General features: G+C 63.6%; 10 protein-coding genes. 8 read left to right on the top strand and 2 right to left on the bottom strand.

Annotated elements, in window-relative coordinates:
* The first annotated feature begins 94 nt into the window (after positions 1-94).
* Positions 95-1,057 (top strand): alpha/beta fold hydrolase, encoded by a 963-nt coding sequence (locus BMW89_RS07655; protein ID WP_092024277.1) that lies wholly within the window; start codon positions 95-97, stop codon positions 1,055-1,057.
* 114 nt (positions 1,058-1,171) lie between these two features.
* Here the strand turns inward: BMW89_RS07655 and BMW89_RS07650 are convergent, their stop codons facing one another.
* Complete coding sequence (locus BMW89_RS07650; RefSeq protein ID WP_092024275.1) at positions 1,172-1,651, bottom strand: MarR family winged helix-turn-helix transcriptional regulator; 480 nt, start codon at positions 1,649-1,651, stop codon at positions 1,172-1,174.
* Between the two features lie 49 nt (positions 1,652-1,700).
* On the opposite strand from BMW89_RS07650, the gene BMW89_RS07645 reads away from it, so the two are divergent.
* From BMW89_RS07645 to BMW89_RS07635, 3 genes are all read left to right on the top strand, one after another.
* Positions 1,701-3,194, top strand: coding sequence for an FAD-dependent oxidoreductase (locus BMW89_RS07645; RefSeq protein WP_092024273.1), 1,494 nt, complete (start codon positions 1,701-1,703; stop codon positions 3,192-3,194).
* Between the two features lie 199 nt (positions 3,195-3,393).
* Positions 3,394-4,395 carry an ABC transporter substrate-binding protein gene (locus tag BMW89_RS07640; RefSeq protein ID WP_092024271.1) on the top strand — a complete coding sequence of 334 codons (1,002 nt, stop codon included), beginning with the start codon at positions 3,394-3,396 and terminating at the stop codon, positions 4,393-4,395.
* A 424-nt stretch (positions 4,396-4,819) separates the two neighbouring features.
* On the top strand, positions 4,820-5,791 hold the full coding sequence (locus tag BMW89_RS07635; RefSeq protein ID WP_092024269.1) for an ABC transporter substrate-binding protein: 972 nt from the start codon (positions 4,820-4,822) through the stop codon (positions 5,789-5,791).
* A 97-nt stretch (positions 5,792-5,888) separates the two neighbouring features.
* On the opposite strand, the gene BMW89_RS07630 is transcribed toward BMW89_RS07635, so the two are convergent.
* Positions 5,889-7,619: a methyl-accepting chemotaxis protein gene (locus tag BMW89_RS07630; protein ID WP_092024267.1), complete on the bottom strand. Its 1,731-nt coding sequence runs from the start codon at positions 7,617-7,619 to the stop codon at positions 5,889-5,891.
* A 289-nt stretch (positions 7,620-7,908) separates the two neighbouring features.
* Here BMW89_RS07630 and BMW89_RS07625 point away from each other — a divergent pair, with 289 nt between their 5' ends.
* The 4 genes from BMW89_RS07625 (at position 7,909) to BMW89_RS07610 (ending at position 14,394) form a co-directional block, all read left to right on the top strand.
* Positions 7,909-9,291: an ethanolamine ammonia-lyase subunit EutB gene (locus tag BMW89_RS07625; RefSeq protein WP_092024265.1), complete on the top strand. Its 1,383-nt coding sequence runs from the start codon at positions 7,909-7,911 to the stop codon at positions 9,289-9,291.
* A 152-nt stretch (positions 9,292-9,443) separates the two neighbouring features.
* Positions 9,444-11,030, top strand: a complete 1,587-nt coding sequence (locus BMW89_RS07620) for a B12-binding domain-containing radical SAM protein (protein ID WP_177195900.1) — start codon at positions 9,444-9,446, stop codon at positions 11,028-11,030.
* 6 nt (positions 11,031-11,036) lie between these two features.
* A complete protein-coding gene (eutC, locus tag BMW89_RS07615) occupies positions 11,037-11,822 on the top strand; it encodes an ethanolamine ammonia-lyase subunit EutC (RefSeq protein ID WP_092024261.1) in 786 nt (261 codons plus the stop codon).
* 205 nt (positions 11,823-12,027) lie between these two features.
* Positions 12,028-14,394: an efflux RND transporter permease subunit gene (locus tag BMW89_RS07610; RefSeq protein ID WP_092024259.1), complete on the top strand. Its 2,367-nt coding sequence runs from the start codon at positions 12,028-12,030 to the stop codon at positions 14,392-14,394.
* Positions 14,395-14,416 lie beyond the last annotated feature (22 nt).

Below are 14,416 nucleotides of genomic sequence, written 5' to 3'. Positions count from 1 at the left end.
GGTCAGAAGGTAGCATGGTGTGCTTTGGTGGACTGGAATATTTGGTGAGTCTCCGTCGGCATTGTGCCTCGGCATATCAACGAGAAGGTCAACAATGCACAGTTTCGTCCCGTGCAGCCGGACGTCCAGCGCGCGGTCCATCGCGGCAATTTTCGTCTCCATCCTGACCATCCTGATCATCTTGGGCGGCCGACCCGCGGTCGCAGCGATCGAATCCTTCCCCGCGGATTTCAGAATCGAAAATATTTCGGTCAATGGCGTCACCCTGCATGTCCGCGTTGGTGGAAAGGGACCGGCTGTCGTCCTCCTGCACGGCTTCGCCGACACGGGCGACATGTGGGCCCCGCTCGCCAAGGCGCTTTACAAGGACCACACCGTGATCGTTCCAGACCTGCGCGGCATGGGGCTGTCGTCCCAGGCCGCGGGTGGCTACGACAAGAAAAACCAGGGCGTCGACATTGCCATGCTCATGGACAAGCTCAATGTCCAGAAGGCCGATCTGGTGACTCACGATATTGGCAACATGGTGGGCTATGCGCTTGCGGCGCAATATTCCGATCGCATCACCAAATGGGTCGTCATCGATGCGCCGCTGCCTGGCATAGGTCCCTGGGACGAAATCCTGAAAAGCCCCATGCTCTGGCATTTCAACTTCCGCGGCCCTGACGTCGATCGCCTGGTCAAAGGCCGCGAGCGCATCTATCTCGACCGGTTCTACAACGAGCTGTCGGCTGATCCGAAGGCCATCGACGAAGCGACGCGAAACCATTATGCGAAGCTCTACGCACGGCCCGGCAACATGCATTACGCCTTCGAGCAGTTCGCGGCGTTCGGGAAGGACGCCACCGACAACAAGGTTTTTGCCGCGACCAAGTTGAACATGCCGATCCTCGCCCTGGGCGCTGAAAAGTCCTTCGGCGATCAGCAAGCGGCGATCATGCGCGACGTCGGCACAAAGGTGGACGGTGGCATCATCACCGGCGCCGGACATTGGATCATGGAAGAGCAGCCGGCGCAGACCGTGAGCAAGGTGCGCGCTTTCCTCGACGGGAAATGACGAGGAAGCGCTTCATCGGAATCGACGACGTGCCGGATCGAGGCATCTTCGGCGCGCCGTCGAGCAGAAGCCGGCGCTGACAGGTCAGCCGAAGGCGGTGCTTCCGTGTCGATTCTACGCCGGGTCTCCTGGCGCGGTCATCGCATCTGCAAGCTTGCGCATCAAGCGGACCAGTTCGTCGACATCGTGATCGTCCCAGCTTGCAAACATTCCCCCGACGATCCGTTCGCGTGCCCTGTCCACCGCGTCCGTCATGGTTTTGCCGTTCGGGGTGATGGTGGCTTCGCTGACGCGGCGATCCGCTTCGCTGGCGCGGCGCTTGACCAGGCCCAGGGTTTCCAGTTTCGCGACCTGCCGGCTGACGGTCGTGTAGTCCCGTCCCATGCGGTCGGCGAGGTCGACGACGCCGATCGGGCCGCGCCGCTCGATGCCGACGAGCAGCGGAAACAGCGCACGATCGAGCGAGATGCCGGCCTCGCGGATCATCATCTCGTCGCCCTGCCGGCGGTTGATGACGCTGATGATGTCGATCAACGCTTCGTGAAGCGAACGCACCTGCTTTTTAATATGTGTATTTTGCACGCTTCTTGACATTCCGCCGTCCTCGGTCTTATGTGTGCATAATACACATATTGAGGGTCCCATGACAAAGCAATTCACGGTCGATGTCCTGATCTGCGGCGCCGGCGCGGCCGGCCTCACGCTCGCGATTGATCTGGCGCGGCGTGGCGTCTCGTTCCGGCTGATCGAGAAGATGGACCGTCCGTTCCACGGGTCGCGCGGCAAGGGAATCCAGCCGCGCACCCAGGAGATCTTCGAGGATCTTGGCATCATTGACCGCATCGTCGCAGCCGGCGGCCTGTACCCGCCGCAGCGCGTCTACCGCGACGACGGCAGCTTCACCGAGTCAGAGGTCGCGGAGCACATCGCCGCGACACCCGCCGAGCCCTACCACATGGCGCTGATGATCCCGCAATTCCTGACCGAGGGCGTCATGCGTGAGCGTCTGCTTGAGCTCGGCCACTGTGTGGAGTTCGGTTGCGAGCTGGTCGGCCTGGAGCAGGATCAGGACGGTGTGACAGCGCGCCTTTCCGGCAAGGCCGGTGAGGAGACAATACAAGTGCGTTACATCGTCGGTGCCGATGGTGGCCGCAGCTTCGTGCGGCACGCGCTCGATATCGGTTTTCCAGGCAAGACGCTCGGCGTGCGCGCCGTGGTGGCCGATATTGTCCTGACGGGGCTGGACCGCACAGCATGGCATCGCTTCAACGACGGTGCGATGGACCGCCAGCTCGCGCTGTGTCCGCTGGCCGGAACGGAGTTTTTTCAGTTGCAGGCGCCGGTCCCGCGCGAAGGCGAGGTCGATCTGTCGACCGAGGGGCTTGCGACGATGGTCGCTGAACGCACCGGGCGCGACGATATCCGCATTCACGCCGTGCATTGGGCCTCGGCCTATCAGATGAACGCGCGCCTCGCCGATCGTTACCGGGATGGCCGCGTGTTTCTCATGGGCGATGCGGCTCACATTCATCCGCCGACAGGTGGACAGGGCCTCAACACCAGCGTGCAGGATGCCTACAATCTCGGCTGGAAGCTCGCGGCGGTGATCGGCGGTGCTCCCGCAATCCTGCTCGACAGCTATGAGAGCGAACGCCGTCCCATCGCCGCGAGCATGCTCGGCCTCGCCACGGGGCTGCTGGAAGCCGCCAAACGCGGCGACATCAGGCGTGGTCGCGAGGTCCAGCAACTCGACATCGGCCATCCCGGCTCGCCGCTGGCGCTGGAGAAACCGGAGCGCGTCGCAGGCGTACTCGCGGGAGACCGCGCACCGGACGCGCCGTTCCGCGGTGCGGCCGGACAGCCCATGCGCCTGTTCGAGCTGCTCAAGGGGCCGCACTGGACGCTGCTTGGCTACGAGGTCGAACGCGGCGCCGTGCCGGCGCGCGCGGGATTGCACATCCACTGCATTGGTCCGGATGGCGAGCTCATCGACGACAACGGACACTTCCGCCGCGCCTACACGGTGTCGCCGGGGGATTGGGTGCTGGTGCGGCCGGACGGTTATATTGGTGCTGTTGTGGGCGCGCAGCAGACCGATGCGCTTGCGCGTTTTCTGGCGGAGCAGGGGGTGGGCTGATTGAGATGGCGCTTGGGCTTGTGATTGGATTGACGGGCCGCGAGCGAGCCTGCGGCGCCATGGCGGACCTCTGAGCCCCGGTACTGCGGTGTCAAGCTTGTGACCCCATTGCGGAACTCAAGCCGCCCGTGGCAAGCTTCCTAATACTTTGGCCGAAGCCTCCAGCACCCCGCCTACTCAACAGTCTTCAGGAGGATCGATGCGGCGCAGGCTATTCCTCGGCATTGCCGCCACGGTCGTGGCCGCATGTGCGCGATCTGCTTACGGTCAGAGCAAGGCAACCCTGCCGATGATTGGGCTTCTGATCCACATCAAGGAAGACACCGATCTTGCAAGACAGAGAGTGACCGTGCTGCGCCAGGGTCTCGCAGACGAAGGGCTAAGCGAGGGGACGCACTATTCTCTCGTGAAACGTTTTCTCGAAGGCGACTACAGCCGCATCGACAACCTCGTACAGGAGTTGGGCTCGCTCAAGCCGCGCGTCCTGGTGATCGGCACGATGGGGATCGGTGCTACTCGCAAACTCTACCCCGAACTTCCAATCGTGTTCACCGGCGTTGCTGCAGATCCGATCGCGCTGGGACTGGCCCAAAGCTATGTGCATCCGGGCGGCATGATCACCGGCAATGTGATGAACGCGGTCGGCGGCGAAGAGACCATGGCCCAAAAACGCCTCGGATTATTCAGGGAAATCGTGCCCAACTTGAAACGACTGGGCGTCATCGGCCCTGCCGGTGGGCCAGTGATGCTGAAGGAGAAGGAAGCCCTGCGGAAAGTTGCCGACCAGGCCGGTTTTCAAGTCCTACTCTACGATATCAAAACGCCTGATGATCTGGAGAGAGTCTTCGCCGCGGGCCTCAGCGATCAGGTCGACGCTTTTTACATCTCGGGCGAACCCCTTCTGTTTGCCCATATGGCGCAGGTGATGGCGTTCGTGACGGCGACACGCAAGCCGACTTTTGGCCCTTACCCCGAATGGGGACGTGCCGGTCTCCTAATGTCTTACTCGACCGACACGATGGAAGGATGGCGCAACGCCGGGGCGTACGCGGGAAAGATTTTCAAAGGTGCCAAGCCCGGTGACCTGCCGATCCTGCAGGCGAGCAAATTTCTCTTCGTGATCAATCAAAGAACGGCAAGATCGCTCGGCATCGCCGTGCCTCCGGCTATTCTGGCCCTCGCCGATGAGGTCGTTGAATAGAATGAAGATGTCGGCTTCTGGCCCGTCGCTGAATTGGCCTGACGACGTGAAAATGTTCGCTCACGCAAGTAGAGCGGACATGCCTTCGCTGTTAGGCGGATTGTGAATATCGCTTAGTCGAGGAGGTGCTTAGGCGGACATGCCTCGAGACGCCGGCCTTTGCCCATAATGACATCACCCAGTGTTTTGCCCGACGAGTCAAACGGACTTTGTAAAATCAGCAATCGTTGTGCTCGCGGCCAAGCGATTGATTTCGCTGGCCCCGGCCGCTGTGCATGGGGGTTGTCTTTCGAGTTTTTGTTTGTGACGGCTATTGTCGGCTCTAGCTGAACACGGCCGAAGGCTTCGGCTTGGACCCATGCCGGCTTGGACCCATGTCGAAAATTGCGTACCCTCTGCTCAAGGTTATGAGATTGAGGTTGGCATGAAGCGACGTGAGTTCATGGCTCTGGTTGGTGGGGCATTGGCGCGACCTATAGCGGCACGCGCCGAGCAAGCGAAGCGAATCGCCCGCATTGGGCTTTTCCTCCCCCCACCGCGAAATTTGGAGGTCGATGCATTCCTCGGGGGGCTCCGCGATCTCGGTTGGGTTGAGGGCGAAAACGTTCATGTCGAATATCGCGACGCCGGCGGCGACGACAGCCGGTTGCCGGCGCTGGCGGCTGAACTGGTCGCCCTCGATGTCGACGTGCTCGCGACAGCCACATTTCCGGGGATTCTTGCTGCTCACCATGCGACGACAAAGATTCCGACCGTGATGATCGTGGGCCCCGATCTGGTGGCCATAGGCCTTGCAGCCAGCATGGCTCATCCCGGCGGCAACATCACGGGACAAACCTTTTTCCTGACAGAACTGGCCGCCAAGCGGTTGGAGATTCTCGCGAGCCTGGCTCCCTCCATAACCCGCGCAGGGGTGCTGATGCAGCGAGGAAACCCTCTGAACGATGGTACCATGCGCGCTATGACGACCGCTGCGCAGGCATTGAAGATCGAACTGCGACCGATCGAAATTGGCATCCCCGGCGACCTCGAAAGCGCGCTGTCAGTCGTCGGCTCGACCCCTATGGACGGCCTCGTGATCACGGACGCCAATGCGTTCGTCACCAACTCTTCCATGGTCGCCGCGATTGTCGACAAGTGCCGCGTGCCGTCGGTTGCCGCACCCATTGTCGCTTCCCGAGGGACCGCGCTGGTGGGTTACGGAGTGGACTTCACCGCAATTTTTCGCCGCGCCACCGTTTTCGTCGACAAGATATTGAAGGGCGCCAACCCGGCCGACGTTCCGATCGAGCAGCCGACGCAGTTCAAGACGGTCATCAACCTGAAGACCGCCAAAGGGCTCGGCATCCAGATGCCGCCGTCCTTACTGGTGCGCGCGGACGAGGTGATCGACTGACAGCCGGCTTTCGCAACAAAATCGGACTCAATGCAGGCATTTGGCTCAAGCGGGCGACGCGCGCGGAAAGTGTGCTTCGCGGGCGGCGGGCGCGCCGTCATCCCGCCTTGGCGATGCGGCTGTCCGACCGCAGGTTCTGGAAGAACTTCTCCACCTCGCGCGACAGCGTGTCCGCCGTCTCCGTCAGGCTGCCCGCGGCCGTCAGCACTGAGGCTGCCGCCGTATCCGTCTCGCCGATGGCGTCGCGGAGCGAAGTGATGTTGGCGACCAGCGTCTCGTTGCCCTGCGCGGCGCTTTGCGCGTTGGACGAGATCTCGCGCGTCGCCTGGTCCTGCTGGCCGACGGCGCCGGCGATCGCGGAGGTCACCGTGTTGATCTCGCGCACCGCGCCGCCGATCTCGCGGACGGCGTCGACCGCATTGCGGGTGGAAGCCTGGATCAGGGACACGTTCTCGCCGATCTCGGCGGTCGCCTTGGCGGTCTGGCCCGCCAGCGCCTTGACTTCATGCGCGACGACGGCAAAGCCGCGGCCGGCTTCGCCCGCGCGCGCGGCTTCGATGGTGGCGTTGAGCGCGAGCAGGTTGGTCTGTTCGGCGATCGCCCGGATCAGGCCGAGCGCGCCGTCGATGCGCTGCGTGACGGCCGCAAGGCTCTCGATCTCGGTGATCGACTTCTCGGTACGCTGGCCGGTCTGCTCGACCGCGCTGGCGCTCTGCCGTACCTGGCGGCCGATCTCCTCGACGGAGGCCGACAGCTCTTCGGCCGCGCCTGCCACCGCGGTGACGTTGTGCGAGGCCTGCTCGGTGGCGTTGGCCGCCGTGCCGGCGCGGTTGCTCGCATCCGCAGTGACACGCGTGATGGTCTGCGCGGTCTCGCGCATGACGGAGGCGTTGTCGCTGAGGCCGCGCATGATCGCGCCGATCGCTTCGCGGAATTCCTCGGCGGATTGTTCGATATGGCGGGCGCGCTGCTCGCGCGCGGCGGAGTCCTGCGAAACCTGCGAGGCAAGGTTGCGGTTGCGGCCCATCGCGTCCTGAAAAATCTGGATAGCGCGTGCCAGCGCGCCGATCTCGTCGGCGCGGTTGCCATGCGGCACTACGACATTCTCGGCGCCGTCGGCGACCTGCTTGATGGCCGCGGTGATGGCGGAGAGGGGGCGGGCGATCGAACGTGCGATGATGACGATGCCGATCACGACCAGCATCAGTGCGACGCCGCCAAGGCAAGTCAGCACCAGCGACAGGATGCGGTTGGTCTCGGTCTGAAGCGCGATCTGCTTTGCGCGCTCGGCATAGACCTTGGACAGCGCCTCGAGGTCCTTGTTCAGCGCCGAGCGCACGGCGCGGTTGGCGTCGTTGTCACCCCATTCGCGGCCCGCGGCCGCGTTGATCTCGACGCCGCGGCGGACCAGCTCCTTGCGGAACTCGACGAATTGCTCGATGCGCTTCTTGAAGGTGGCGAACTGCTCGGCATCGTCGGCTTTGACGATGGTCTCCCAGCGCTTCACGACACCCAGGATCTGGTCGTTGAACTTGAGCAGGCCTTCGCCGTATTTCTTCACGACCGCGGGCTCGGTCGACATGTAGACGCCGCGCGATTCCATCACCACCGCATAGACCAGCGAGTTGACGCGCTCGACGTTCAGCGCGGCGGCGTTCGCCGTCTCGATCGCACTGGTCAGGTCGGCGCTGCGGCGGCTGTTGTAGTCCGACAGCATCGCGATCGCCGCCGTCAGCAGGGCGAACAGCGCGAAGATCGCATAGAGCTTGGTCGCAAGCGTGAAACGGCCTGCCAAGCGAGTGGCATTCCCAGATCGATCGATGGTCATGATTTCAGGGGCCTGAATGGCCGGGAGCGGCCGGTGCGCGCGGTCGTGTAAATTGATGCAAAACTATGCAGGATGAAGGTGGATGCAGCGTTAACGTGCCAGTCCAGCGTGTGCGGCCGCGGTCGAGCGAAATACGAGCTATTGCAGTGATTTGGGGTGATCCTATCGATTTCCGGCAGGCGGCCCCGGCGATCGCCTGGTTTGCCCCAAACATCAGCGTGCACGCCGGCCGGCAACCGCGTATTCGATTGTGAGTCGGCCACTGGCCGACGAACCTCCGGAGGGGCCTTTGGTCTACCGCCATACCATCGACGCCACGACCTACACCTTCACTGATTTGCGCGATCTGCTCGCCAAGGCGACCCCGCCGCGCTCCGGTGACCGCCTGGCCGGCATCGCTGCTGCCAGCGCCGAGCAGATGATCGCGGCGCGGATGGCGCTGGCCGATGTCCCGCTCGGGAAGTTCTTGCAGGAAGCGGTCGTTCCCTATGAGGCCGACGAGGTCACCCGTCTCATCATCGACAGCCACGATGCCAAGGCGTTTGCACAGGTCTCCTCCCTGACGGTCGGCGCCTTCCGCGACTGGCTGCTGTCGGACGCCGCGACATCAGAGGTTTTGCGCAAGCTCGCACCCGGCATCACCCCGGAGATGGCGGCCGCGGTCTCAAAGCTGATGCGCAACCAGGATTTGATCCTGGCGGCGCGGAAATGCGAGGTCACCACCGCCTTCCGCAACACCATCGGCCTGAAGGGGCGGATGAGCACGCGGCTCCAGCCCAACCATCCCTTCGACGATGCGAGAGGCATCACCGCCTCGATCCTCGACGGCATCTTGCTGGGGGCGGGCGACGCCTGCATCGGCATCAATCCCGCGAGCGACGATCCCGCCGTGATCGCGCAATTGCTTCGCCTGCTCGATGAGATCATCGCGCGGCTAAAAATCCCGACGCAGGCTTGCGTGCTGACCCATGTCACGACGACGCTGTCGCTGATCGGGCAGGGCGTGCCGGTCGATCTCGTCTTCCAGTCGGTCGCCGGCACCGAGGCCGCCAACCGCAGTTTTGGCATCGACCTCGCGCTTCTGAAGGAGGGGCAGCAGGCCGGGCTGTCGCAGAAGCGCGGCACGGTCGGCGAGAACGTGATGTATTTCGAGACCGGGCAGGGCTCGGCGCTGTCAGCCAACGCCCATCACGGCGTCGACCAGCAGACCTGCGAGGCCCGCGCCTATGCGGTCGCCCGCGCCTTTTCGCCATTGCTGGTCAACAGCGTGGTCGGCTTCATCGGCCCGGAATATCTCTACGACGGCAAGGAAATCATCCGCGCCGGGCTGGAGGATCACTTTTGCGGCAAGCTGCTCGGCCTGCCGCTCGGGATCGACATCTGCTACACCAACCATGCCGAGGCGGACCAGGACGACATGGACAATCTGCTGACGCTGCTGGCGGCTGCCGGCGTCACCTTCATCATGGGCGTCCCCGGCGCCGACGACGTCATGCTGAACTACCAGTCGACGTCGTTTCACGACGCGCTCTATGTCCGCGACGTCTTCGGCCTGCGCCGCGCGCCGGAATTCGACGATTGGCTGGTGCGGTCAGGCCTTGCGGGCGCCGATTTCCGTCTGGCCGGCGATGCGGGCCTGCTGCCCGATTTTGCCTCGCGGCTGATCGCCTGACGCGGGGGAGCGCCTACACCCCGGAGGAAACTATTGGCGGCCCTCGCGAATTAAGATGGTGCCACAATATTGAGAAATTCCGGCAGCAGCATTACGCTATGTGTCTGGCTGGCAATTTCCGCAACCAGGTCGAGCGTGGCGGGGGAGCTTCAATGCGAGCTGAAAGCAACGGGACGGCCCGGCGGATTCTCTGTGTGTTTCCGCGATACACCTCGTCGTTCGGGACGTTCGAGCATTCCTATCCGCTGACCGACGGCGTCTGCGCCTTCATGCCGCCGCAGGGGCTTTTGCTGCTCGCGGCCTATCTGCCCGAGGACTGGCAGGTCAAGTTCGTCGACGAAAACCTCCGGCGCGCCACGAAGGAGGAGTTTGACTGGGCCGAAGTGGTCTTTGTCAGCGGCATGCATATCCAGCGCCAGCAGATGAACGACATCTGCCGCCGCGCGCATGAATTCGATTTGCCGGTCGCGCTCGGCGGTCCCTCGGTCAGCGCCTGCCCGGACTATTATCCGTCGTTCGACTATCTCCACGTCGGCGAGCTCGGCGACGCCACCAACCAGCTGTTCGAGATCCTGTCGCGCGACATCGCGCGTCCCGAGGCCCAGGTGGTGCTGACCACCAAGGACCGCGTGCCGATGACGGAGTTTCCGATCCCGGCCTACGAGCTCGCCGACGTGAAGAAATACATGCTCGGCAGCATCCAGTATTCCAGCGGGTGTCCCTATGAGTGCGAGTTCTGCGACATCCCCGGCCTCTATGGCCGCAATCCGCGCATCAAGTCGCCGGAACAGATCATCGCCGAGCTCGACCGCCTGCGCGAATGCGGCATGACCGACACTGTCTACTTCGTAGACGACAATTTCATCGGCAACCGCAAGGCAGCGATGGATCTGCTGCCGCACCTCATCGAATGGCAGAAGAAGACCGGCTATGTGGTGCGCCTCGCCTGCGAGGCGACACTCAACATCGCCAAGCGTCCCGAGATCCTCAAGAAGATGCGTGAGGCCTATTTCATCACCATCTTCTGCGGCATCGAGACGCCTGATCCCGACGCACTGAAGGCAATGCACAAGGACCACAACATGATGGTCCCGATCCTCGAGGGCGTGCGCACCATCAATTCCTACGGCATGGAGGTGGTGTCAGGCATCATCATGGGGCTCGACACCGACAAGGCGAATACCGCGGACGCGCTGCTTGACTTCGTCGAGGAGTCCCGGATTCCGCTGCTCACCATCAATCTGCTCCAGGCGCTGCCGAAGACGCCGCTGTGGGACCGGCTGGAGCGGGAAGGGCGCCTCGTCGAAGATGACGGGCGTGATTCCAACGTCAATTTCCTGCTTCCTTACGACGACGTCGTGGCGTCCTGGAAGCACGCCATGAGCGTCGCCTACGAGCCCGAAAAGGTGTTCGCGCGCTTCCAGTATCAATGCGACCACACCTATCCGCACCGCCTCAAGATGCCGGTGCCGGACGAGATGAAGACCTGGCGCAACATCAGGCGCGGCCTGATCATGATCAGGAACATCTTCTGGAAGGTCGGCGTGCTCGGCGACTACAAGAGGGTGTTCTGGAAGTTCGCGATGGGACGCATCAAGCAGGGCGACCTCGAAGGCCTGATCGGCTGCACCCTGATCGCGCATCATCTCATCACCTTCGCGCGTGCGGCGTCCAGCGGCGAGACGAACGCCTCGAACTATTCGCTGCGGCTGCGCGAGGCCTCCGTTCCCGCCGAATGATGCGACATGTCTGATCCGGCCGTCCCGCGCCGCCCGACCCTCGATCTCAGGTCGCTCACGCCCGCGCGCGTCGCGCTCGGACGCAGCGGCGCGAGCGTGCCGACGAAGGCGCTGCTCGATTTCACGCTCGACCATGCCCGCGCCCGCGATGCCGTGCACGCTGCCTTCGATGCGCCGCGACTGGTTGCAGAACTTCGCGCGCTTGGTCTCGTCGTCACCGAGGCGCGGAGCCGGGCGGTCGACCGCCGCGACTATCTGCGTCGTCCGGATCTCGGACGACAGCTCGATACCGAATCGGCGGAGCTTCTGGCGCGAGGTGCGAGCGAGCCATGCCAGATCGCAGTCGTGATCGGTGACGGCCTGTCGGCGGCGGCGGTCCACGCCCATGCGGTGGGTTTGCTGAAGCACCTGCTGCCGCTGCTCGCGAACGGGGACGATGTCGCGCTCCGCCATGTCGTCGTCGCCTCGGGCGCGCGCGTCGCGCTTGGCGACGAGATCGGCGCCATTCTCGGAGCACGCATGGTGGTGACGCTGATCGGCGAGCGGCCCGGCCTGTCGGCGCCCGACAGTCTCGGTGCCTATCTGACCTTCGCGCCAAAACCCGGCCGCACCGACGCCGAGCGCAATTGCGTGTCGAACATCCGCAAGGCTGGGTTGAGCTATCAGGAGGCGGCCTTCAAGATCGCCTGGCTGATCCGCGAGGGGCTGGCGCGGGAAGTCACTGGCGTGGCGCTGAAAGACGAGAGCGCCGACCGCGCGCCGCGTCGAATTGGCACGGCTTTGCCCGAATGAAGGGCATTCCGGTAAAATCGCTGCATCTTGATCGATTTGGCCACCCTCCGCCTGCTTGCGAAAAGGGTGACTGACCTGCTAAACCCCACGCGGCGATTTTCCGCGCATTTTCAAAGGGCAAGCCTCCCATTGGTATGGCATTTTCAAGCCGTTCGCGGGACGCAATAAGCTCACAGCTTGAGCCGATTTAGGAACTGGACAAGGCATGCTCGAAAAGCACCGCGAGAATGAGGTTCATGTCGACAAGGTCGAGCAGGGACCTGCGTCCTCGATCGCCTTCGGGCTCGAGCGCATCGGGCTGATCGCCGTCCGGGCGCCGATCGTCTCCTGCATCGTCCTGCTCGTGCTGATCGTCGGCGCGGTGTTCGGCATCCATCGGATCAAGATCGACGATTCGCTGTCGCAGCTGTTCCGGTCCAACACGCCGGAATTCCGCCAGTACGAAGCGGTGACAAAGAAGTTCCCGGCGGAAGAATTCGACGTCCTCGTCGTGGTCGAGGGCAAGACCCTGCTGGCGCGGAACAACCTCGAGAAGCTGCGCGACTTCGTCACCGACATGCAGCTCGTCGAGGGCACGCGCGGCCTCGTCTCGCTGTTCTCCGCGCGTCAGGCGCCGGCGCCGGGCAAGCTGCCGGCGGCGCTGTTCCCGCCCGAGCTGCCCGAGGGCGCGGCCTATGACAAGTTCATCGAGACCGTCAAGAACAACGAGATCATCCGCGGCAAGCTGCTGTCGGAGGACGGCACGCTGGCGCTGATCGTGCTGTCGCTCGATCCTGAAGTGGTTGCCTCCAGCAAGCTGACCAAGACCATTGCGGACATCCGCGCGCTGATGAAGGAAGACCTCAGCGATACAGGGCTCAACGTGCAGCTCTCCGGCGTGCCGGTGATGCAGCTGGAGATCCGCAACGCCGTCGAGCGCGACGGCCTCACCTACAACATCCTCGGCATCCTCGCCGGCTGCGTCATCGCCATCATCTTCTTCCGCAAGGTCTCGTTCATGGTGGCGGCGGCGTTCCCGCCGATGATCGCGATCCTGCTGGCGCTCGGCGCGCTCGGCTGGGCCAATTTCAATCTCAACATGTTCCTGAACGTGATGACGCCGCTCATCATGGTGATCAGCTTCTCCGACTCGATGCAGCTGACGTTTGCCGCGCGAGACCGGCTGATCGCAGGCCAGGACAAGTTCACCGCATTCAAGAACGCCGTGTTGGTGGTGGGGCCGGCCTGCGTGCTGACGCATGGCACCGCCGGCATTTCCTTCATCGCGCTCCAGTTCTCCGACTCCGACCTGATCCGCAAATTCGGCGAGGCGGGTCTAGCCGCCACCATCATCGCGCTGGTCGCGGTGCTGTCGCTGGTGCCGGTGTTCGGCGTGCTGCTGGTGCGCAACGAGAAACTCTTTGCGACCAAGTTCCAGAGCGCCGATGCCGGCGTCCAGGCGCTGCGTAATTTCTGCTACTGGATCGCGGTGCGTATGGTAGGCCGTCCCGGCCTGTTCAGCCTGATCGCGGTGGTGTTCGTCGCCGGCCTCGGCGTCATTTACGCCAATCTGGAACCGCGCTACCGGCTCGCCGACCAGGTCCCGGACAAGCGCCAGGCGGTTGCCGCCAGCGACCGGCTCGATGCCAAGCTCACCGGCGCCAATCCGGTCAACGTGCTGGTCCAGTTCCCCAAGGGTGAATCGCTCTACTCGCCGGAGACGCTGCAGACCATCGCGGACGTGCACGCGACCGTGGAGAAGGCGGCCGGTGTCGGCAATGTCTGGTCGGTCGAGACGCTGCGCCGCTGGCTTGCGGCAAAAGCCGGCAGCGACGACGTTGCGACACTCAAGGAATATGTCAGCGTCATTCCCGAGCATTTGGTGCGGCGCTTCATCGACGCCGAGCAGGATGCGGTCGTGGTCGCCGGCCGCGTGCCGGACAAGGATTCCAGCCAGCTCCTGCCGATCGTCGACAAGCTCGATTCCGAGCTCGACGCCGTCCGCAAGAAGCATCCCGGCTATGAAGTAGCCGTGACGGGTCTTGCCGCCATCGCCGCACGCAACTCGTCCGGCATGATCGAGAAACTCAACCGCGGGCTCACCGTCGAGTTCGCGCTGGTCGCGATCTTCATCGGCCTTGCCTTCCGCTCCTGGGTCGTGATGTTCGCCTGCATCCTGCCGGGCATCTTCCCGGTGGTGATGTCGGGAACGGTGCTCTGGGCGATGGGCGAGGGGCTGCAATTCGCCAGCGTCGTGGCACTGACCGTCTCGTTCGGCCTGGGCTTAAGCGCCACCATCCACTTCCTCAATCGCCTCAGGCTGGAGAGCAAGCCGGGCGTCGGTTCGGCGCTCGCGGTGGAGCGCGCGACCGTGCTGGTCGGCCCGGCGCTGATCCTGACCACGCTGGTGCTGGCCTGCGGCCTCGTCGTCACCGTGTTCTCCGATCTGCCGTCACTGCGGCTGTTCGGCTGGCTCAGCGCTTTCTCGATGGTGATGGCGCTCGTCGCCGACCTCTTCATCCTGCGGCCGACGGCGATGTGGCTGATCAACCTGCACGCCAAGCTGCAAGGTCCTGATAAGCCGGCGATCTGAGCGGCTTCATCCATCGGACATG

The sequence above is a fragment of the Bradyrhizobium sp. OK095 genome (assembly GCF_900109945.1).
Lineage (GTDB): Bacteria > Pseudomonadota > Alphaproteobacteria > Rhizobiales > Xanthobacteraceae > Bradyrhizobium.
The sequence above is the reverse complement of the archived record's forward strand: the minus strand, read 5'-3'. Positions and strand labels throughout refer to the sequence as shown.

Bases quoted from the DNA above. Each gene is read 5' to 3' on its own strand.
- BMW89_RS07635 (WP_092024269.1), top strand. From the start codon at position 4,820: ATGAAGCGACGTGAGTTCATGGCTCTGGTTGGTGGGGCATTGGCGCGA.
- BMW89_RS07640 (WP_092024271.1), top strand. From the start codon at position 3,394: ATGCGGCGCAGGCTATTCCTCGGCATTGCCGCCACGGTCGTGGCCGCA.
- BMW89_RS07650 (WP_092024275.1), bottom strand. From the start codon at position 1,651: ATGTCAAGAAGCGTGCAAAATACACATATTAAAAAGCAGGTGCGTTCG.
- BMW89_RS07645 (WP_092024273.1), top strand. From the start codon at position 1,701: ATGACAAAGCAATTCACGGTCGATGTCCTGATCTGCGGCGCCGGCGCG.
- BMW89_RS07610 (WP_092024259.1), top strand. From the start codon at position 12,028: ATGCTCGAAAAGCACCGCGAGAATGAGGTTCATGTCGACAAGGTCGAG.
- BMW89_RS07620 (WP_177195900.1), top strand. From the start codon at position 9,444: ATGCGAGCTGAAAGCAACGGGACGGCCCGGCGGATTCTCTGTGTGTTT.
- BMW89_RS07655 (WP_092024277.1), top strand. From the start codon at position 95: ATGCACAGTTTCGTCCCGTGCAGCCGGACGTCCAGCGCGCGGTCCATC.
- eutC (WP_092024261.1), top strand. From the start codon at position 11,037: ATGTCTGATCCGGCCGTCCCGCGCCGCCCGACCCTCGATCTCAGGTCG.
- BMW89_RS07630 (WP_092024267.1), bottom strand. From the start codon at position 7,619: ATGACCATCGATCGATCTGGGAATGCCACTCGCTTGGCAGGCCGTTTC.